Annotated in this window: 15 protein-coding genes; 8 read left to right on the top strand and 7 right to left on the bottom strand. The window is 68.4% G+C overall.

Annotated features, from left to right (window positions below; genetic code table 11):
* The first annotated feature begins 129 nt into the window (after window positions 1–129).
* The 5 genes from EV192_RS07620 (at window position 130) to EV192_RS07600 (ending at window position 7,142) form a co-directional block, all read left to right on the top strand.
* Window positions 130–3,861 (top strand): multifunctional oxoglutarate decarboxylase/oxoglutarate dehydrogenase thiamine pyrophosphate-binding subunit/dihydrolipoyllysine-residue succinyltransferase subunit, encoded by a 3,732-nt coding sequence (locus tag EV192_RS07620; RefSeq protein ID WP_132112376.1) that lies wholly within the window; start codon window positions 130–132, stop codon window positions 3,859–3,861.
* A 74-nt stretch (window positions 3,862–3,935) separates the two neighbouring features.
* Window positions 3,936–4,115: a DUF6104 family protein gene (locus tag EV192_RS07615; protein WP_132112374.1), complete on the top strand. Its 180-nt coding sequence runs from the start codon at window positions 3,936–3,938 to the stop codon at window positions 4,113–4,115.
* A 40-nt stretch (window positions 4,116–4,155) separates the two neighbouring features.
* The gene (locus EV192_RS07610) at window positions 4,156–4,761 is read left to right on the top strand and encodes an RNA polymerase sigma factor (protein ID WP_243726678.1); all 606 of its coding nucleotides are present in this window, start codon (window positions 4,156–4,158) and stop codon (window positions 4,759–4,761) included.
* The gene (locus EV192_RS07605) at window positions 4,758–6,014 is read left to right on the top strand and encodes a hypothetical protein (protein ID WP_132112372.1); all 1,257 of its coding nucleotides are present in this window, start codon (window positions 4,758–4,760) and stop codon (window positions 6,012–6,014) included. The genes EV192_RS07610 and EV192_RS07605 overlap by 4 nt, the downstream gene beginning before the upstream one ends.
* A gap of 15 nt (window positions 6,015–6,029) precedes the next feature.
* The gene (locus tag EV192_RS07600; RefSeq protein WP_132112370.1) at window positions 6,030–7,142 is read left to right on the top strand and encodes a hypothetical protein; all 1,113 of its coding nucleotides are present in this window, start codon (window positions 6,030–6,032) and stop codon (window positions 7,140–7,142) included.
* A gap of 4 nt (window positions 7,143–7,146) precedes the next feature.
* Here EV192_RS07600 and EV192_RS07595 read toward each other — a convergent pair whose 3' ends face one another.
* Window positions 7,147–8,499: a hypothetical protein gene (locus EV192_RS07595; protein ID WP_132112368.1), complete on the bottom strand. Its 1,353-nt coding sequence runs from the start codon at window positions 8,497–8,499 to the stop codon at window positions 7,147–7,149.
* Between the two features lie 98 nt (window positions 8,500–8,597).
* On the opposite strand from EV192_RS07595, the gene EV192_RS07590 reads away from it, so the two are divergent.
* On the top strand, window positions 8,598–11,552 hold the full coding sequence (locus tag EV192_RS07590) for an NACHT domain-containing protein (protein WP_132112366.1): 2,955 nt from the start codon (window positions 8,598–8,600) through the stop codon (window positions 11,550–11,552).
* Here EV192_RS07590 and hutI read toward each other — a convergent pair.
* Genes hutI through hutH form a run of 5 tightly spaced genes read right to left on the bottom strand, consistent with a single transcriptional unit; the run spans window position 11,549 to window position 18,329 of the window.
* Window positions 11,549–12,697, bottom strand: coding sequence for an imidazolonepropionase (hutI, locus tag EV192_RS07585; protein ID WP_132112364.1), 1,149 nt, complete (start codon window positions 12,695–12,697; stop codon window positions 11,549–11,551). The genes EV192_RS07590 and hutI overlap by 4 nt on opposite strands.
* Window positions 12,694–13,977 (bottom strand): formimidoylglutamate deiminase, encoded by a 1,284-nt coding sequence (locus EV192_RS07580; protein WP_132112362.1) that lies wholly within the window; start codon window positions 13,975–13,977, stop codon window positions 12,694–12,696. The genes hutI and EV192_RS07580 overlap by 4 nt, the downstream gene beginning before the upstream one ends.
* Entirely contained in the window at window positions 13,974–15,176 is a 1,203-nt protein-coding gene (locus EV192_RS07575) for an allantoate amidohydrolase (RefSeq protein WP_132112360.1), read from the bottom strand. Before EV192_RS07575 ends, EV192_RS07580 begins: the two co-directional genes overlap by 4 nt.
* Before the next feature lie 7 nt (window positions 15,177–15,183).
* A complete protein-coding gene (hutU, locus tag EV192_RS07570; RefSeq protein ID WP_132112358.1) occupies window positions 15,184–16,827 on the bottom strand; it encodes a urocanate hydratase in 1,644 nt (547 codons plus the stop codon).
* A complete protein-coding gene (gene hutH, locus EV192_RS07565; RefSeq protein WP_132112356.1) occupies window positions 16,824–18,329 on the bottom strand; it encodes a histidine ammonia-lyase in 1,506 nt (501 codons plus the stop codon). Before hutH ends, hutU begins: the two co-directional genes overlap by 4 nt.
* A gap of 87 nt (window positions 18,330–18,416) precedes the next feature.
* Here hutH and EV192_RS07560 point away from each other — a divergent pair, with 87 nt between their 5' ends.
* Both EV192_RS07560 and EV192_RS07555 read left to right on the top strand, forming a co-directional pair.
* Window positions 18,417–19,190: an IclR family transcriptional regulator gene (locus tag EV192_RS07560; RefSeq protein ID WP_132112354.1), complete on the top strand. Its 774-nt coding sequence runs from the start codon at window positions 18,417–18,419 to the stop codon at window positions 19,188–19,190.
* Between the two features lie 33 nt (window positions 19,191–19,223).
* The gene (locus EV192_RS07555; protein ID WP_132112352.1) at window positions 19,224–20,033 is read left to right on the top strand and encodes an SDR family oxidoreductase; all 810 of its coding nucleotides are present in this window, start codon (window positions 19,224–19,226) and stop codon (window positions 20,031–20,033) included.
* On the opposite strand, the gene EV192_RS07550 is transcribed toward EV192_RS07555, so the two are convergent.
* A complete protein-coding gene (locus EV192_RS07550) occupies window positions 20,023–21,186 on the bottom strand; it encodes a low temperature requirement protein A (RefSeq protein WP_207925905.1) in 1,164 nt (387 codons plus the stop codon). The two genes, EV192_RS07555 and EV192_RS07550, sit on opposite strands and share 11 nt — an antisense overlap.
* Between the last annotated feature and the right edge of the window lie 2 nt (window positions 21,187–21,188).

Below are 21,188 nucleotides of genomic sequence, written 5' to 3'. Positions count from 1 at the left end.
TGATCGATACCCCATGAGCGAGATGTGCACAAGGTTCAATCGGGTCACACACACGCCGAGCGGGGTACTAACCTGGTCGGGGCGTGTGTTCAATATCGAGAACGAGATGGATAGAGGCGAGTGCCAGCCGTGTCCAGCAGCAGTCCTGCGTCACAGTTCGGCCCCAATGAGTGGCTCGTCGAAGAGATGTACGAGCAGTTCCTAGCGGACCCCAGTTCGGTGGACCCCGCGTGGCACGACTTCTTCGCCGATTACAAGCCCACCCAGCAGCGGACTCAGACGACGACGGCGACAAGCACTGCCACCGGGCAGACCAAGACGGTGACCAGGGTCGAGCCCCCGGCGCCGGAGACCAACGGGCGGGCCCCGGTCGCGGCCACGCCCGCGCCGGTGCCGGCGCCCCCGAAGCCGACACCCACGGCCCCGCCGACCGCCCCACCCGCCGCCCCGGCCAAGAAGCCGGCGGTCGCGGCGCCGAAAGCGGCGACGCCACCAGCGGTGTCGGCGGGGGACGAGAGCAAGCCGATCCGCGGCGCGGCGGCCGCGATCGTGAAGAACATGGAGCTGTCGCTCACCGTGCCGACCGCGACGAGCGTGCGCGCGGTGCCGGCGAAGCTGCTGTTCGACAACCGGATCGTGATCAACAACCGGTTGAAGCGGACCAGGGGCGGCAAGGTCTCCTTCACCCACCTGATCGGCTACGCGGTCGTCAAGGCCCTCGAGTCGTACCCGAACATGAACCGGCACTTCGCCGAGGTCAACGGCAAGCCGACCCTGGTCACGCCGGAGCACGTCAACCTGGGCCTGGCGATCGACCTGCCGGGCAAGGAAGGCCAGCGCACGCTCGTGGTCGCGTCCATCAAGAACTGCGAGACCATGACGTTCACGCAGTTCTGGCAGGCGTACGAGGACCTGATCCGCCGCGCCCGCGCCGGCACGCTGAAGACCGACGACTTCCAGGGCACCACGATCTCGCTCACCAACCCGGGCACGATCGGCACCAACCATTCGGTGCCACGGCTCACCGCGGGTCAGGGCGCGATCATCGGCGTCGGCGCGATGGAGTACCCCGCGCAGTACCAGGGCACCAGCGAGAAGGCCCTGATCGAGATGGGCATCAGCAAGATCATGACGCTGACGTCCACCTACGACCACCGGATCATCCAGGGCGCCGAGTCCGGCGAGTTCCTCCGCCGGATCCACGAGATCCTGCTCGGCGAGGACCGCTTCTACGACGACGTCTTCTCGGCCCTGCGCATCCCGTACGAGCCGATCCGCTGGGTGCAGGACATCCCCGAGGGCTCGGTCGACAAGACCGCCCGGGTGCTGGAACTGATCGACGCGTTCCGCAACCGCGGCCACCTGATGGCCGACACGGACCCGCTGAACTACCGCCAGCGCCGGCACGACGACCTGGACGTGCTGTCGCACGGCCTGACCTTGTGGGACCTGGACCGCGAGTTCGCGGTCGGCGGGTTCGCCGGCAAGGAGTCGATGCGGCTGCGGGACGTGCTGGGCGTGCTGCGCGACTCGTACTGCCGGACCGTGGGCATCGAGTACACCCACATCCTGGACCCGGCGGAGCGCCGCTGGATCCAGGACCGCGTGGAGATCCCGCACGAGAAGCCGGACGCGGCGGTCCAGAAGTACATCCTGTCGAAGCTGAACGCGGCCGAGGCGTTCGAGACGTTCCTGCAGACCAAGTACGTCGGCCAGAAGCGGTTCTCGCTGGAGGGCGGCGAGACGGTCATCCCGCTGCTGGACACGATCCTGGACAAGGCCGCCGAGTACGAGCTGGACGAGGTCGTCATCGGCATGCCGCACCGCGGCCGGCTGAACGTGCTCGCCAACATCGTCGGCAAGCCGATCTCGCAGATCTTCCGCGAGTTCGAGGGCAACCTGGACCCGGGCCAGGCGCACGGCTCCGGTGACGTCAAGTACCACCTCGGCGCGGAGGGCAAGTACTTCCGGATGTTCGGCGACGGCGAGACCAAGGTGTCGCTGACCGCGAACCCGTCGCACCTGGAGACCGTCGACCCGGTGCTGGAAGGCATCGTGCGGGCCAAGCAGGACCTGCTGGACAAGGGCGGCAGTGACACCGGTGGCTTCACCGTGCTGCCGGTCGCGCTGCACGGCGACGCCGCGTTCGCCGGCCAGGGCGTGGTCGCCGAGACGCTGAACCTGGCGCTGCTGCGCGGCTACCGCACCGGCGGGACCGTGCACGTGATCATCAACAACCAGGTGGGCTTCACCACCGCGCCGGAGAACTCGCGGTCGAGCCAGTACGCGACCGACGTGGCCAAGATGATCCAGGCGCCGGTGTTCCACGTGAACGGCGACGACCCGGAGGCGTGCCACTGGGTGGCGCGGCTGGCTATGGACTACCGCCAGGCGTTCAACAAGGACGTCGTGATCGACATGCTGTGCTACCGGCGGCGCGGGCACAACGAGGGCGACGACCCCTCGATGACCCAGCCGGCGATGTACGACATCATCGACACCAAGCGCAGCGTCCGCAAGACGTACACCGAGGCCCTGATCGGCCGTGGCGACATCTCCGTCGACGAGGCCGAGAAGGCTCTGCGGGACTTCTCCTCGCAGCTGGAGCACGTCTTCAACGAGGTCCGCGAGCTGGAGAAGCACCCGGTCTCGGCGAGCCCGACGGTCGAGTTCGAGCAGCAGGTCCCGACGAAGGTCACCACGGCGGTGCCCCGCGAGGTGATCGAGCGGATCGCGGACGCGCACATCAACCTGCCGCCCGGCTTCACCCCGCACCCGAGGGTCAAGCCGGTGCTGGAGCGGCGCGCGAAGATGGCCCGCGAGGGCGACATCGACTGGGCGTTCGCCGAGCTGCTGGCGTTCGGTTCGCTGAACATCGAGGGCAAGATGGTCCGGCTGGCCGGCCAGGACTCCCGGCGCGGCACGTTCGTGCAGCGGCATTCCGTGGTGGTGGACCGCAAGACCGGCCAGGAGTACACGCCGCTGCAGAACCTGAGCGACGACCAGGGCAAGTTCCTGGTGTACGACTCGGCGCTGTCGGAGTACGCGGCGGTCGGCTTCGAGTACGGCTACTCGGTGGCCAACCCGAACGCGCTGGTGTTGTGGGAGGCGCAGTTCGGTGACTTCGTCAACGGCGCCCAGTCGGTGATCGACGAGTTCATCTCGTCCAGCGAGGCCAAGTGGGGCCAGCTGTCGGACGTGGTGATGCTGCTGCCGCACGGCCACGAGGGCCAGGGCCCGGACCACACGTCCGGGCGGATCGAGCGGTGGCTGCAGCTGTGCGCCGAGGGCTCGATGACCGTGTCGGTGCCGTCCACCCCGGCGAACTACTTCCACCTGCTGCGCCGGCACGCCCTGGACGGCGTGCAGCGCCCGCTGGTGGTGTTCACGCCGAAGTCGATGCTGCGCAACAAGCACGCGGTCAGCTCGGTCGAGGACTTCACCGACGCGCGGTTCATGTCGGTGCTCGACGACCCCACCAACCCGGAGCCGAACGGCGTGCGCAAGATCCTGCTCGTGTCCGGCAAGCTCTACTACGAGCTGGCGGCCGAGAAGGAGAAGCGCGGCGCGCACGACACCGCGATCGTCCGGATCGAGCAGCTCTACCCGGTGCCCGAGAAGAAGCTGCGGGCGGCGTTGGACAAGTACCCGAACGCGCGTGACATCCGCTGGGTCCAGGAGGAGCCGGCCAACCAGGGCGCGTGGCCGTTCTACGGCCTGTTCGTCCGGGAGAAGTACCCGGAGCGCCTGAACGTCATGCAGCGGGTCTCGCGGCGGCCGATGTCGGCGCCGTCGGCGGGTTCGTCCAAGGTGCACGAGTTCGAGCAGCGTGGCCTGATCGAGCAGGCGTTCGCCGACTGACCTGTCCCAAGTCGAGTCCCAGCGGCTCCCGCGGTGTCGACCGCGGGAGCCGCGTCGACATCGGAGGAACACACATGTACTTCACCGACCGAGGCATCGAGGAGCTGGAAGAACGCCGCGGCGATGAAGAGGTCACGCTCGGCTGGCTGGCCGAGAAGCTCCGCGCGTTCGTCGACGCCAACCCGGACTTCGAAGAGGCCGTCGAGCGCCTGGCCACCTTCCTGGCCCGCGACGAGGCCACCGTCGAGGACTGACGTCGACAACATCTGAGCCCCTGCCGTCCCCATACTGGATATGACGGCCAACATCGGACGTATGGGGCTGCGCGCGATGCCTGTCGACCCTCCTGACGGTCTCGCCGACCGGGAGCTGTGGAAGCGTGTCGCCGCAGGTGACGAGGACGCGTTCGCGCAGATCTTCCGGCGGCACCTGAAGGCGTTGTGGAACTACGCGAACCGGTTGACTGGTTCGGCGCATCTCGCCGAGGACATCACCTCGGCGACGTTCCTCACGGCATGGCGTAAACGCAAAGACTTCGTGCTTGTCAGCGAGAGCGTGCTGCCGTGGCTTTACACAGTGGCCGGGAACCTGGCGCGGGACGAGTACAAGAGCTCCCGGCGGCGACTGCGGCTGACCAGGCGGGTCGCCGATCCGGTCGCGGCACCGGACCACGCTCAGTCCGTTGTGGACCAAATCGACAGGTTTCACCCGGTGGTGACGGCGATCCAGCAGTTGCCGACCGCGCAGCGCCGGGCCGCCGAACTGTGTCTGCTGGGTGAGCTGCCGCAGAAGGACGCCGCCGCGATCCTCGGGGTCGCCGAGGTGACGCTGCGATCCACCCTGTCCAGGGCCAAGGCCCGCCTTCGCGATCTGGTGACCATCCGGGAGGCCCGGCAATGATCGACAACGACTTCGAAGTCCCGCCCGCGACCGACGTGCCGGCCGATGTCCGGACGCGGATCGAGACCAAGGTCCTGGCCGGGATCCGCCGCACCCCGCGCACCAGGGTCCTGGCGTTCGCCGCGGCCGCTGCCGCGGTGGTGGCGGTGTGCGGTGTGGTGGTCGCGACCCTCGGGTCCAACTCCACCTCCATGCCCCCGGCGGGCAGGCAGGTCGAGCAGGTGCCCGCGCTGCCCGAGGGGTTCCCACCGGCCATGCCGCCCAGCCAGGCCGGGTACGAGATGGACCGCTGTGCGCTGGCCATCCAGCAGTTGCCCAACAAGGACCAGTACCCCGCCCGCCAGACCTGGCAGTCGCTGGTCGTGGTCGGATCCATGTTCTCGAGGCTTTCCGCGATCCGCGCCGACGGCAAACTGCTGTTCTGCGAGACGACCGTGAACAAGGTGACGGTGTCGGCACCGGACGGGAAGGCCCAGCCGCTGCCGGGCACGAAGGGCGGTGTGCTTCTGGTCACGGAGTTCGGGGCGATCGCGGGCACGGTGGATCCCACCTGGTCGCGGCCGATCGTTCAGGAAACGACCACGGACGGGGACACGCATGACTCGCCCGCTCAGCGGCTGAACGGCATGTTCCTCACCACGCTGGGTTCGCCGCCGTCGGACGACACCACTCTCAGCGTGCGCGGGCAGGACAACGGCGAAAAACTGGCGCTGCCCAGAACCCTGGGGGCAGTCGTCGACAATCCGCCGTACCCACCGGCCGGCCGGACGTCCGAGCGCGACAGGAAGTTAAGCGAGTGCCTCGCGAAGGTCAAGGGTGGAGTGCCGGACGCGAATCTGTGGCAGGCCGGCGCGATGGCCGAGGCCGGCGGCGAACGGCTGATCATGGCGACGAACCCGGCTGGGACCAGCGCGTGCCACGACAAGGGCCAGACCGCGACGTTCCTGCCGATGTTGGCCGAGAACCTGCCCACTGTGTTCGAGGGTGGCGCGGTTTCCCTTTCCGTTCCGTCGACACTGGGTGGCCACAGGCTGGTGGCCGGCAGCATGGGCAATCTCGTGGCCAGAATGGAGCTGACCTTCCCCGGTGGGAAGCCGATGGATGCCGATGTGCTGAACAACAGTTTCGCTGTGCTGCTGCCGGCCGGCGCCGAGCCCGACCAGGCCACGACCACGCTGTCCAACTCGGCCGGGGGCGTGCTGCAAATCGGTCGGGGCATCGACTCGGGGAACAAGATGATCATCAACCATTGACGGTAGTTTGGCGGTATGAACGACGCCAATGCGGACCGGCGGCCGCGGCGGGTGTGGCTGCCCGCCACGGCCGCCGTGCTCGCGCTGGTGGTCAGCGGGTCGATCGCGTTGGTGCGGCACGGGGACGCCCCGCCGAAACGCGACTACCACCCCACTGTGGTGCGGCTGGCCGTGAATTCGCGCGAAGTGACCGCCCAGCTGGACCGATGCTGGCGGACCGCGCGTGAACTGTCCACAATGGCCAAGTACCCGGACCGGTCCGAATGGCGCCCGGTGCTGGCGGTCAAGGGCGGCGAGCTGTGGACGGTCACGGCCATCAGGACCAACGGCCGGCCGCTGTTCTGCGAGACCGTCATCGGCGGGACCACACTGTCCAGCCCGGACGCCGATCCGGTGTACGCGCCGGGCACGAGGACGGCCGCGATGCTCACCACGAACGCGGGCACGGTCGCCGGCGTCGTCGACCCGTCGTGGCCGGACATGCGCGTGCGGGTGGTCGGCAGGTACCAGGACGACATCGAGGGCCGGGCGGTCCAGCAAGACGGCTTGTTCGTCTATCCGTCCTATTTGTCCGCTGTGGACGACAGGGTCACGGTCGGCCAGGACGGCGACCCGCGGATCCCCCTGCCTCCGGCGCCTCAGCCGTACGGTGTGGTCAACCCCAGTTACTCGTCCAGCGACCGTTCGTCCACGGCCGGTAGGCACCTCGGCGACTGCATCGCGAAGAGCGGCGAGCCGGACTCGGACGGCTGGAGCCCGGCGGCCACCGTCCAGGCGAACGACGAACGGCTCATCCTCGCCGTCAACCCGGCCGGCGTCGGCGCGTGCCTACAGCAGGCGCAGGGCAGCCGGTTCATGCCGTACGTGTCCAGGGCCGTCAGCGCGGCCAAACCCGAACTGCTGTCATTGACCGCGACGGTCGGCGGCCGGCAGGTGGTCGCCGGAATCCTCCCCCAGGGCGCCGCGGACATGCGGCTGACCCTGGCCGACGGCACCACCCTCGACGCCGACGTCGATCGGGACACGTTCGCGGCACTGCTGCCACTCGGCGTGACGGACACCCATGGAATGACCGCCAAGCTGGCCGGCAACTCGAGGCAGATCCTCTACGTCGGCCCCCTCACGTAGCCTGCTAACGGGGATAAGGCACGGACACGTGCCGAGTGAACGCCGTCGGGACCTGCTCGTAGTCGTGGTTCAGCGGGTTCCAGACGACCTGGGTCTCCGGGCCGAGTGCGCGGGCCCGCGTGTTGAGGCCGTCCGGGTCAGTCGCCGGCCAGCGTCCAGTGTCCATGCGGTCGAAGAGGGTCTGGAACGCGGTGATCTCCTCGGACGCGGTCAGGGCGCAGTGCCCCGCGCGGTCGACTGCCAACTGCCGGAGGTTCGCGGGGCGATCGGTGCGTGCGGCGTACGGGGTGTCGTTTGCGATCGGCAGGACGCCGTCGGCCGTGTCGCGGATGCCCACGACCGGCCACGGCGCCTCCGCGAACGGCTGGCTGGTCCGCAGCAGGTAGGCAGTCGCCTTCAGGTCAGGCGCGATTCTGGGGGCGGCGGCCAGTCGGTCCAGGTCAGTGGACAGGTCCAGGCCGGCGGCCGCGTATGCCTGCCGCACGAACGCGAGTTCACTCGAACGGGCCAACAGGACCCGGTAGTCCACGCCGATGTTCCAGGTGGGATTGCCGCCGGCCCATCTCTCCATGTCCGTGCGCGTGACACCGACCGCGCCGGTTCGGACAGCCGTATCCCAGATGCTCATGGCGCTGACCTGTTCGGCGATGCTCGTCGGTCGCGGCTTGGTCGGGTCGAACCAGCCGGGGACGTCCGCGAGCGCGTTCGCCAACGCCAGCTTGGCCTGCTGCTGCGGCGTTCCCTGCGCGGCCGCGTCGATGACGGCCGCCGCCTTGTCCTCGTTGCCCGGGTCCGTCGGCTTGACGAGGGCGAAATCCCCACCCAGCAACGTCCTCACCGCGAACATCAGGTCGAGCCCGGAATTCCAGTACGCCAACCCGCCGGCGAGCATGCCGCACTCCGTGACGACCCCGCCGAACCGGCCAGGACTGCGCTCCGCGAGCCCGGTCGCCGTGGCCCCACCCGCCGACGCCCCAGCCGACACGACCCGCCTCGGCGCCCCGACATTGACACTGAACCAGTCCATCAACCGGATCTGGTCCACATACCCGTCCGCGATCGACCACCCCAACACATGCCTGAACCCGGACGCCGCCAACGCGTATCCGTGCCCCACCAACCAGTCCTCAGTCGCCGGCTGCGACGTCAACGAGAGCTCCGCGGGCTCCTGTCCGTCCGGCGAATAGGTCCCGTGACTCCACACCACCAGAGTCCCGTTCCAGTTCGCCGGCACCACAACCCGATACCGCGCCCCGTCGAGCACACCCACATATGATCTCTGGCCCGCGTCAGCGGGCGCCACAACCAGTCCGAGAACCGCGAGAACAGTCGAGATCAAAACCCCAGTACGTCTCATCCCCGGGTTCTACCGCGTCCGGAATGCGAGGTACAGAACCTTTCACCCACAAGTGAAAGGTAATCTGTACGTCCTCTCTCAAACAAAGGATCTTGTTCATGGCGGGCAAAGCGGGTGTGGCGATGTTCGCCGCGGTGGCGGCCGTGGGACCAGTGGCGGCCCTGATCTGGCCCGATGTCGTCAAATGGATGGTCGTCGCCGGGTACGAGGCGGCACTCTTCTTCGCGAGTGTGGCCGCGGAACTGCGGAAACGTTGGCTCAACCGCGCCGTGGACCACGTCGACGAGGCACTCGGCCGACGCTTCACCCGGTTCGCCAAACGGTATCGCGAGTACATGCTGGGCAGCCTGCGCTCCATCGACCTGAAGGGCCTGACCACGATCGGGTTCTACAATCCCGATCTGGACGAGGTCTTCGTCGACGTGGGTCTCGACCTCAGCGCACCCCACCGAGTCCCGGCGGGTGTGGTGAGCGAACAACCGCCATCCCCCGGAAACCGGTATTCGCTGTGGGATTTCCTCGACAACAAACAACCGGCGGTGCTGGCCATCCTCGGCGCACCGGGTAGCGGAAAGACAACGTTGTTGCGATACACCGCCCGACGTGTGTTGGACAGCGGCAAGCGACGCACCATTCCGATCCTGCTCTACCTCCGTGATCACATCACCACCATCACCCCCGATGTCACCCTTCCCCAACTGGCCACCCGACCATTGGGCCCACTCGGCAAGTCCGAACCGAAAGGCTGGTTCGAACAGCGACTGCGCGACGGCGACTGTGTAGTGCTGCTCGACGGCCTTGACGAAGTCGCCCGTCAAGAAGATCGTGGACGGATCGCCGAATGGGTGGAAACGCAGATCGCACGATATCCGAGGAACGACTTCGTCATCACATCCCGCCCGCACGGCTACAAGTCGACCTCGATCAGCGGCTCCCTGATCCTGCACGCCCTCGGCTTCACCGACGAACAAGTCCGCAAGTTCGTCCAAGGCTGGTACCTGGCCGTAGAGCGACACACCAAGAACGGAACGCCCGCGGAAGCTGCCCAGCGCGCCCACACCGAAGCAAACGACCTCCTCAGCCGCCTCAACAACTCACCGAACCTGACCGACCTCACGGTGAACCCCCTACTGCTCACCATGATCACCAACGTGCACAGGTTCCGCGGTGCCCTCCCAGGCAGCCGCGCGGACCTGTACAGCGAGATCTGCCAAGTGTTGCTCTGGCGTCGCCAAGAAGCCAAGAAACTGACCAGTGAACTCAGCGGCGACAAGAAAGAAGCCCTCCTGCGCGGCCTCGCGTTCACCATGATGGAACGCCGCGTCCGCGACCTGCCGACCAAGGACGTCCTCGACGCGATCAAGATCCCCCTGGACCGGATATCGCGCCAGGTCAAACCCGCTGACTTCCTGGCCGACGCCAGTTCGAACGGGCTGCTCGTGGAGCGGGACGTGGGCATGTACTCCTTCGCCCACCTGACCTTCCAGGAGTACCTGGCCGCGAGCCACATCCGCGAGAAAGGCCTGGTGAAAACGCTTGCGGACAACGTCGAAGACGACTGGTGGCGCGAGACAACGCTGCTCTACACCGCCCGTTCGGACGCTGACGAGATCGTCAGGGCATGTCTGCGCTCGAACACGATCACCGCGCTGTCACTCGCGTTCGACTGCACCGAGCAGGACAGTGAACTGGATCCAACTTTGGCCCAGGAGTTGGAGACGCGGTTCAACGAGGGCCTGCACCCGGACGCCGCCCCGGACCGGCGACGGCTGGCCGCGGGCGTCCTGCTCAACCGCCATCTGCGGAACACCATCCAAGTCAGCACCGGCCGAGTCTGCCCGAAACCCATCACAACTCAGCTCTATGCGCTGTACTGCCGCGACACAGGAGCGCTGCCCGTCCGTCCGACTGACGACGTGTTCCTCGGCGTACTGCGAAGTGAAGCGGCCAACTTCGCCAGCTGGGTGTGGAGCGTCCTTGACAACACGCAGACCTACCGGCTGCCCACCGAGCAGGAGATCATGGAACCCGTTGTCCAGCGGGCACTTGGTGGCCTTCCGTTGAGTGTCTGGCTGAACACACGAAACCGAACGCTGTGGACCAATGCCGATCCGCACCCGTGCCTGGTCAGCGAGGAGATAGTGGCGAACCACGTGCGGGCCGATCTCCAGCGGTCGGTCGATACCCTCACGAGGTGCGTCGCGCTGTACGCGGTCGTCATCGGCCGTCAGCTCATCGAGTTCGACCCGGACGAACTCGCTGTACCCCTCGCGAACATGTTGAACGACACTTCCTCCTACAACGGCAGGCAGACCATCATTGAAGGATCGGCGGATGACGACCTCATGCGCGCCGTCGAGATCGCCTGGCGCATCCATCGACTGGCGCGGGCCTCCAGTGACGTCGAGCGGATCCGCCGTCTCGCGTACGGTCTGCATAGTCGAACGAACGCCACAACAGACCTCGACCGCCTGCTGTTCACGGACCGATCGCGGCTGTACAACGCCGCAGTCGTGTACGCACGACAATCGATACCCGCGGGTCAAGAGGTGGTGGCCGAACGCATCGGCTCAGCCTTGTTTCGGGGCCTGGGTTGGGCGATCAAAGGGAGACAAGGGCTTCTACACGGAGGGAGCGCCGCCTCATTTCTCGACGACCTCGACGGTCGCAGTGACTTCACACGTGAGTTCCTGATGTACACCGGCCCCTGTACCGACCACGTCGTGATGCTGGACGGACTCCTGAGCATGGCCCGCAGGTCGGCGGCCAGTCTGCGAGAGTCAGGTGGCGGAACACTGAACTGGGGCGCGGAGGTCGCCGCCAATCTAACGACAGAACTTGCCGACCCGATCGACCGACAGTCTCCGCTCACGCCCGAGAAGGCAACAGCCCTCCGGCTCACCGCGTTGTGTCTTGCCGCCGAGGCCGACATACATCACATGCGAGACATCGGAGACAACTACCGCTACATCGCCGCTGGTGTCACGCTGATGGAACGACGTGCCAACGGCAAAGCCCCGATCACCGAGGCGATCATCCTCGCCACCGGCTAGCGAGCCCGCGTGCCCGCACGCCAGACTGAGTGGGTCAGCGGAACGCCTGGACGGTAGGCGAGATGCGTGATCGATGGGGCGTTGAGCACGTGGATGTCCGCTCGCGCACCAGGTGTGAGAATGCCGATCTCGTTCTCCCGCCGCAATGCCCGTGCACCGCCCCAAGTGGCCGCGCGGACCGCCTCCGCGACCGACATCTTCATCTGCAACACGGCCGTCGCCACGCAGTAAGCCATCGACGTCGTGTAAGAAGACCCCGGGTTGCAGTTGGAGGCCAAGGCGACCGTCGCGCCCGCGTTCAACAACGCCTGTGCGTCCGGAAGTGGTTGGCGCGTGGACAAGTCGCAGGCGGGCAGCAGCGTGGCCACGGTCTCCGAGCTGGCCAGATCGTCCACATCGGACTTCGTCAGATAGGTGCAGTGATCGACCGACGCGGCGCCCAACTCGACGGCCAAGCGCACACCCGGACCATAGTCGAGTTGGTTCCCATGGACACGAAGGCCGAGGCCGCGCGCGGCGCCAGCGGTCAACACGGCCCGAGACTGAGAAGCGTCGAACGCACCTGTCTCACAGAAGACATCGATCCACTGAACGTGCGGGGCCACCGCGTCAAGCATGGGGCCGCAGACAAGATCCACATAGGAGTCCGCGTCCCAGCCTTGGGGTACCAGATGGGCGCCCAGGAAGGTCACTGCGTCGGCGTAGGCACCCGCCAAACGGGCCGAGCGGAGTTCGTTCGGGACGTCCAGGCCGTAGCCCGTTTTCGTCTCTATGTAGGTTGTTCCCTGGGATACCGCTTCGGCTATGTGTCGCTCGAGAACCGCCGACAGCTCGGAGTCCGAGGCCGCGCGGGTGGCTCCGACGGTGACCGCGATTCCTCCGGCGCGGTAGGGTTCGCCGGCCATTCGGGCGCCGAACTCGGCTGTTCGGTCGCCGGCGAAGACCAGGTGGGTGTGGCTGTCCACCCAGCCGGGGAGGACCGCTCGGCCGTCAAGGGAGACCGCTGTGTCCGCCGCGGGTGCTGACGCGGCCGGACCGATCCACGCCACGTGCGTTCCGTCGATCACCAGGGCGGCGTCGCTCAGGATGCCGAGTTCGTCGGAGTTCGTGGTGAGTTCGCCGATCCCGGTCAGCAACACACTCATTGCCACAGCTCCCCTATCGCTTCCGCGAGCACAAGTCCGACATCACCAAGCTTTTCGTGCTTTCCGTCCCGGGCGACGATCTGGCCGCCCGCGACCACGGTGTGCACGTCCGACGCCGTCGCCGCCAGCATCACCTGCTCGGGCGAACACCCGGCGGTACGCGGACTGTCGAGTCGGATCGCGACCAGGTCGGCGAACCCCGTGGGCCAGCCAAGGCTATCGTGCGCCGTCAACGCGCCATACAGCTCATGTGGACTGAACCGTCCGCGCTGTCCGGTCCGCAAGCGTTCGCCGTGTTCGAGCGCACGCGCTTCGAGCAGTGGATCCACCACCGCGTTCTGGTCGCTGCCAAGGGAAAGCAGGCATCCGGCGTCGACGAGTTCGCGGGCCGGGCCGATCCCGTCGGCCAGGTCGGCCTCGGTGGTCGGGCAGAAGCACGCACCCGTCGACGAGCTGCCGAGCAGTTGGATGTCCTTTGCCGACAAGTGGGTGGCGTGCACGGCCGTTGTTCGAGGCGACAGTGCCCCTTCCGCGGCAAGTAACTCCGTGGGAGTCATACCGTACGCGTTCACGCACGCCTCGTTCTCCGCGACCTGTTCAGATAGGTGAACGTGCAACGGTCCCGTCGGCCGGGCCGCGACGATCTCGGCCAACGCCTCGCGGGGAACCGCCCGGACCGAGTGGATCGCTGCCCCAGCAAGCAAAGTCGGGTCCGACGGCAACGACGACACCCGCGCTGCCCACGCGTCCACGGAGCCGTCCGAGAAACGGAGTTGGTCGACGGTCAGGTCCTGCGATATCCCGCCGGTGAGGTAACACGTGTCCAGCAACGTGATCCGAATGCCGGCGTCCTTCGCGGCCTGACGCAACGCCTCGGCCATCGCGTTCGGATCCCTGTACGGCACGCCCCCAGGCCCGTGGTGCACGTAGTGGAACTCGCCGACGCACGTCACCCCGGCCATCGCCATCTCCGCGAACACGGCCGTGGCCAACCGCCGGTAGTTCTCCGGATTCAGCCGGGACGCGAGGGTATACATGCCCTCGCGCCACGTCCAGAACGTGCCGCCGTCAGCGTGTGTACGCCCACGCAGCGCGCGATGGAACGCGTGCGAATGCGCGTTCGCGAATCCCGGCACGACCAGACCGTGCAACCGGTACGCGTCCAGGGGCCGCGGTTCGTCGACCGTCACCGACAGGATCCGGTCACCGACGGTCTCGACCAGTACGCCCGGCTGGACCCCGGTCGCGTCCAGCCACGCGTACTCACACCAATATCTCATCCGGCGAGTTTCTCGAGCACCTTCGACAACGCCACCACGCCGGCTTCACAGTCGCCGGACTCGGCGTGTTCCGCTGGCGCGTGGCTGACGCCTGTGGGGTTGCGGACGAACAGCATCGCGGTCGGTACGTGCGCGGCCAGGATGCCGGCGTCGTGACCCGCTCCGGTCGGCAGCCCAGGGGCTTGGCCGATCGCCTCGGCGACCTCCTCACGCAGTGCCGAGTCGAAGTGCACGGCGTCCCCATAGGACTCCTCGGTCACGGTCACCTCACAGCCCTCGTCCCGGGCGGCCTGCTTGGCCGCGGCCGTGATCCGTTCCACGACCGTCCGCGTCCGGCCGTCGTTGGGCGCCCGCGCGTCCAGCCACACATCGACCGCCGACGCGATCACGTTCGTGCCGCCCGGAATCGGCTCCAGCCGGCCGACCGTGGCCCTGGCGCCGTCCATACTGGACGCCGCCCAGCGGGCGGACAGCACGAGCTGGGACGCGGGCAGCATCGGGTCCCGCCGCGAGCCCATCGGGGTCGCGCCCGCGTGGTTGCCCTCGCCGGAGAACCGGAACCGCCACCGGCCGTGCGCCAGGATCGACGTGGCCACCCCGACCGGTGTGGCCAGGTCGACCAGCCCACGGCCTTGTTCCACGTGCAGCTCGACGAACCGGCCGATCCGGCCGAGCGCCTCCTCGTCCTTGCCGACGCGCTCCGGGTCCAGCCCCGCGGCCCGCAGCACGTCGGCCAGCGTGTCCCCGGCGGGGTCCGTCAACGCCAGGGCCTGTTCGGCCGCGATGGCGCCGGTGAGCAGCCGGGAGCCCAGGCACGGCACGCCGAACCGGCCGCCCTCCTCCTCGGCGAACACCATCAGCGCCAGCGGCCGGCCGGGCTTGAACCCCTTGGCCTGCAACATGTCCACCGCGGCCAGCCCGGACACCACGCCGAGCGGGCCGTCGAACGCGCCGCCGCCCGGCACCGAGTCCAGGTGGCTGCCGGTCACCAGCGCGTCCGGCCCGGGTTCGCCCCACCAGGCCCAGATGTTCCCGTTCCGGTCGACCTCGACGTCCAGGCCCCGGTTGCCCGCCTCGGCCGTGAACCACTCACGCAGTTCCAGCTCGGCGGTGTCGTAACCGTGCCTGGAGTATCCGCCGCGCGTCGAGTCCGTACCGACGTCCTTGATCGCGGACAGCAACTCCGTCGCCGTGCTCATGCGAAGATCATGCACGGGTCATCGGTATATGCACACCCCGTGATTGGGCGATCTCACCCGCACGGTCGTATCCGGCGTCCACATGGCGTAGTACACCCATTCCCGGGTCGTTGGTCAACACCCTTTCGATCTTCTGGGCGGACAGTTCCGTACCGTCCGCGACGGTCACCTGGCCGGCGTGGATCGAGCGGCCGATGCCGACGCCGCCACCGTGGTGGATGGACACCCAGGTGGCCCCGGAGGCGGTGTTGACCATGGCGTTGAGCAGTGGCCAGTCCGCGATCGCGTCCGAGCCGTCGGCCATCGCCTCGGTCTCCCGGTACGGCGACGCGACCGAGCCGCAGTCCAGGTGGTCGCGGCCGATCACGACCGGCGCGGACAGCTCACCGCTGGCGACCATCTCGTTGAACCGCAGGCCGGCCAGGTGCCGTTCGCCGTAGCCGAGCCAGCAGATCCGGGCCGGAAGCCCTTGGAAGGCAACGCGTTCGCTGGCCATCCGGATCCACCGGGCGAGCGACTCGTTCTCCGGGAACAGCTCCAGGATCGCGCGGTCGGTGGCGGCGATGTCGGCCGGGTCACCGCTCAGCGCGGCCCACCGGAACGGGCCCTTGCCCTCGCAGAACAGCGGCCGGATGTACGCGGGCACGAACCCGGGGAAGTCGAACGCCCGGTCGCAGCCGCCGAGCTTGGCCTCGCCGCGCAGCGAGTTGCCGTAGTCGAACACCTCGACGCCCTTGTCCAGGAAGCCGAGCATGGCGTCGACGTGTTCGGCCATCGAGTCGCGGGCCCGGTCGGTGAACTCGTCCGGCTTCTTGCCCGCGTAGTCCGGCCAGTCGTCCAGCGCCACGCCTTTCGGCAGGTACATCAACGGGTCGTGGGCGCTGGTCTGGTCGGTGACGATGTCGACTTCGACCCCTCGGCGCAGCAGTTCCGGCAGGACTTCGGCGGCGTTGCCGACCACCCCGACCGACAGCGGCCGCCGCTCCCGCTTGGCGGCCTCGACCCGCTCGACCGCACGGTCCAGATCGGACGCGAGCTCGTCCAGGTACCTGGTCTCCAGTCGACGCTGGGCGCGGCGCGGGTCGCACTCGATGACCAGCGCGACGCCGTCGTTCATGGTCACCGCGAGGGGCTGGGCGCCGCCCATGCCGCCGAGGCCGGCGGTCACGGTCAGGGTGCCGCGCAGCGAGCCGCCGAACTTCTTGTTCGCGATCGCCGCGAACGTCTCGTACGTGCCCTGCAGGATGCCCTGGGTGCCGATGTAGATCCACGAGCCCGCGGTCATCTGGCCGTACATGGTCAGTCCGGCCGCCTCCAGCCGGCGGAACTCCGGCCACGACGCCCAGTCCGGGACCAGGTTGGAGTTGGCGATCAGCACCCGCGGCGCCCACTCGTGCGTCCTGAGCACGCCGACCGGGCGGCCGGACTGCACCAGCAGGGTCTCGTCGGCGTTCAGCTCGGTCAGCTCACGGGTGATGGCGTGGAAGCTCGGCCAGTCCCGGGCGGCCTTGCCGGTGCCGCCGTAGACGACGAGGTCCTCGGGGCGTTCCGCGACGTCCGGGTCGAGGTTGTTGTGCAGCATCCGCAGCGGGGCCTCGGTGGCCCAGCTCCGGGCGGTCAGTGTCGTGCCACGGGCGGCCCGAACGGTCACTTGATGCCTCCAGAGCGGATGAGTTCTTCGGCGGCGGCGATCTCGGGGGCCAGGTGCCGGTCAGGGCCGGGCCCCGGAACGGTCTGGCGGAGGGCGGCGACGGCCCGAGCGGTGGCCGTCGCGGGCTTGAGCGGGGCCCGCAGGTCGAGCGCGCGGGCCGCGGTGAACAACTCGATGGCGAGCACGGTCGTGAGGCCGTCGACGGCCTTGCGGAGCTTGCGCGCGGCCGCCCAGCCCATGGACACGTGGTCCTCCTGCATCGCGCTCGTCGGGATCGAGTCGACGGACGCGGGCACGGCCAGGCGCTTCAGTTCGGCGACCACAGCGGCCTGCGTGTAGTGGGCGATCATGTGTCCGGAGTCGACACCCGGGTCGTGCGCGAGGAACGCCGGCAGGCCGTGCGACCGGGCCACGTCCAGCATCCGGTCGGTCCGCCGCTCGGCCATGCTCGCCACGTCCGCGACCGGGATGGCCAGGAAGTCCAGCACGTACGCGACCGGGGCGCCGTGGAAGTTCCCGTTGGACTCGACCCGGCCGTCGGCCAGCACCAACGGGTTGTCCACGGCCGACATGAGCTCCCTGTCGGCCACGAGTTCCGCGTGCGTGAGGGTGTCCAACGCGGCGCCGTGGACCTGTGGGGAACAGCGCAGCGAGTACGCGTCCTGCACGCGCGTGCAGTCCGGGCCGCGGTGGCTGGCGACGATCTCGGAGTCCTTCAGGATCTCGGCCATCCGGGCGGCGGACTCGGACTGCCCAGGATGCGGGCGCAGCGCGTGCAGGTCAGCGGCGAAAACACGGTCAGTGCCGAGCAGCGCCTCCACGCTCATGGCCGCGGTGAGGTCGGCGATGGCCATCAGGCGACGCAGGTCGTGGATGGCCATGACCAGCATGCCGAGCATGCCGTCGGTGCCGTTGATGAGCGCCAGGCCTTCCTTCTCGGCCAGCTGGACAGGCGCGATGCCGGCTTCTTTGAGGGCCTGGGCGGCGTCCCTGAGTACGCCGTCGACCCGGACCTGCCCCTCGCCGACCAGGGCCAGCGCGATCGACGACAGCGGAGCCAGGTCACCGGAGCAGCCGAGCGAGCCGTACTCGTGCACGACGGGCACGATGCCGGCGTTGATCAGGCCGGCCATAGCCTCCACAGTGGACACTTTGACACCGCTGTGGCCCATCGCGAGCGTCCGCAACCGCAGCAGTTGCAGCGCGCGGATGACCTCGGTCTCCACCTCAGGCCCAGCGCCCGCCGCGTGCGACCGGACGATGGAGTGCTGCAGGGCGACCCGCCGCTCCGGCGGGATGTGCCGGACCGCGAGCGCGCCGAATCCGGTGGACACGCCGTAGGTCGGTTCGGGACTTTCGGCGAGCCGCTCGATGTGGTCGCGCGACCGGGCCACGGCTTCGAGGGCTTCGTCAGTGAGCCGTACGCCCACGCCGTCACGGGCGACGGCCACCACGTCCGCGCGGCTGATGGACGCGGGACCCAGAGCTACCGGTTCGGCCATTGGCCCATCATGTCCGCGCGAACACCGCAGGCACGACCCGACCGGCCCGAGTTGCGTCTGGGATCCCAGACATTTTAGCGTGGGTCCGTGGTGAGCAGCAGCGATGTGCCGGCGCTGCGGCGCGGACTTGCCGTGCTTCGGATGATCGCGGCACGGCCGGGGCCGGTGTCGGCCGTTACCGTGGCCCGTGAGCTGGGGCTGCCACGGTCGACCACGTACCACCTGTTGGCCGAGTTGGCCGAGGCCGGTTTCGTCACGCACCTGCCCGAGGAGCGGCGCTACGGGCTCGGTGTGTCGGCTTTCGAGGTCGGATCGGCGTACCTGCGGCACGACCCGCTGGAGCGCCTCGCACGGCCGTTGCTACGCCGGTTCGCCGACCGCGTCGGGCACACCGCTCACCTGGGCGTGCTGCACGGCGCGGAAACGCTGTACGTCGTACGCGAACAGCCCACGCACCCGCAGTCACTGGTAACGAGCGTGGGTGTACGGCTGCCCGCGCAGTTGCCCGCGTCCGGCAGGGCGATACTCGCGCACCTGCCAGCGGCGCAGATCAGGGCGTTGTTCCCGGGCAAGGACAGTTTCGTGAACCGGACCGGCCGCGGCCCACGGGACCTGCCCGCCCTGCGTCGCGTGCTGTCCGCGGAACGGCGTCGCGGGTGGGCAGTCGAGGACGGGTACGTGACCGAGGGGTTCGCGTCGGTGGCCGCGCCGGTGTTCGACCACGGCCACCGCCCCATCGCCGCGATCAGCGCCACGTTCCGGCACTCGTGCGACCCCGAGTGCGGCGAGACATGGCCCGACCTGGCCGCCGAGGTGCTGAGGTTCGCCGCCGAGATGACCACCCGCGTCGGCGGGAATTGACCTCCACCTAGGTTGAGGTTGCAGGGTGGGGTCATGACGATCCTCGTGACAGGTGCGACAGGCAAAGTCGGCAGGCAGGCAGTGGCGCAGCTCGTCGCCCAGGGGGCCGAGGTCCGCGCGCTGGTCCGCACGCCGGCAACGGCCAGGCTGCCGGACGGGGTGGACGTGGTGGCCGGCGACCTGACCGATGTGGACAGTGTGCGGGCCGCGGCGACGGGCGCGGACAAGGTGTTCCTGGTGTGGCCGTTCTTCACCGTCGACACGCTGCCGGCAGTTCTGGAGGTACTGCCGAGGCGTGTGGTGTACCTGTCGTCCGAGGGCGGCGCCAAGTGGGCGGACGACGCCGAGGCGCTGATCCGGGCTGCCGGTCTACAGTGGACGTTCCTGCGGCCGACCGGGTTCGCCGGCAACCTGCTGGAGTTCGCCGCCGAGATCAAGACGAGCGGCGTGGTGCGCGCGCCGTTCGCCAAGCTGGCGCGGCCGTACATCCACGAGTACGACATGGCCGCGGTCGGCGTCCGCGCGTTGACCGAGGACGGTCACGTGGGCAGGTCGTACTCGCTGAGCGGCCCGGAACTGGTGACCCAACTCGACGCCGTCCAGACCATCGGTGACGTCATCGGCCGTGCGTTGCGGTTCGAGGAACTCACCCCCGAGCAGGGCAAACAGCGGATGCGCGACGCGGGATGGCCGCCCACGCTGTTGACCGCCGCGTTCGACGGATGGGCCGGCATGGTTGCCGAACCAGAGCCGATCACGTCCACAGTGGCGGACGTCACCGGCCGGCCGGCGAAGTCGGTCCGCGAATGGGCGATCGACAACGCCGCCTCTTTTACAGTGTAAAACGACTGGTGACGACCACTCCGTACACCACCAGAAGCGAGCTGACCACGGCCATCGCAGCCACAGCCGCCGGCAACGGCAGCAGCACGGCCGCCAGGATCAGCACCGCGCCCAGCACGATGTACCGCAGCGCGACCGGCTCGTCCCTGTTCATGATCTTGTGCTGCAAACCGACGACGACCATGTAGACCACCACCGGCACGGCGACCGCCAGCGCCGCGCCGTACGTCGGCAGCTCGGTCTTGCCGGCCTCGGTGTCGACGACGACGCCGAGGCCGGCACCGACCGCCGCCACCGAGCCGAACACGGCGTAGTGGCTGTACGCCCAGACCATTGTGGACTTCAGCGAGTTACGCAGCCGGGGCGCCGCGTCCCGTTTGAAGTACGCCCACCACAACCCGAACAGCAACACCAGCCCACTGCCGGCGATCACCAGCAGGGCCGCGGACAGCCCGGACTCGCTGATCGCGGTCTGGATCGCGGTCGTCGCCGACAGCACACACTCGCCGAGCACGATCAACGTGAACAGCCCGTACCGCTCGGCGATGTGGTTCGGATGCCACGACGTCCGGTTGCCGCGATACTCCGCCCACACCGGCACCAGCAGTTCCAGCACCGCGAACAAGCCGAACCCGATCCACCCCCACACGCCCGGCAGGAACAGCCGGACCACCCAGCACAGCTGCACGACACTGATCCCCAGCGCGTACCGCAGCGCCGCCGGACGCCCGGCCGTGTGCTCGCGCGCCGCGCGCAGCCACTGGATCACCATGGCCACGCGCATGATCACGTACCCGATCGTGGGAACGGTGAAGTCGCGGTGCTCGAACGCCTCCGGGATGCCGGCCGCCATCACCAGCACCCCCGCGATCTGCAACAGGGTGAGCAGCCGGTACGGCACGTCGTCGGTGTCGTAGGCGGACGCGAACCACGTGAAGTTCACCCACGCCCACCAGATCGCGAAGAAGGACGTGGCGAACCCGAACAGGCCCGCGCCAAGGTGGCTGGCGGCCAGGGCATGGTGCAGTTCGGCCGCCGCCGAGGCGACCGCCACCACGAAACACAGGTCGAACAGCAGCTCCAAGGGGGTGGACGCGCGATGCGTCTCGTCCCGGTCCCGGCCGACCATCGGGCGTCGCCAACTCCGCACCATGC

The organism is Actinocrispum wychmicini, from assembly GCF_004345645.1.
Lineage (GTDB): Bacteria > Actinomycetota > Actinomycetes > Mycobacteriales > Pseudonocardiaceae > Kibdelosporangium > Kibdelosporangium wychmicini.
The sequence above is the reverse complement of the archived record's forward strand: the minus strand, read 5'-3'. Positions and strand labels throughout refer to the sequence as shown.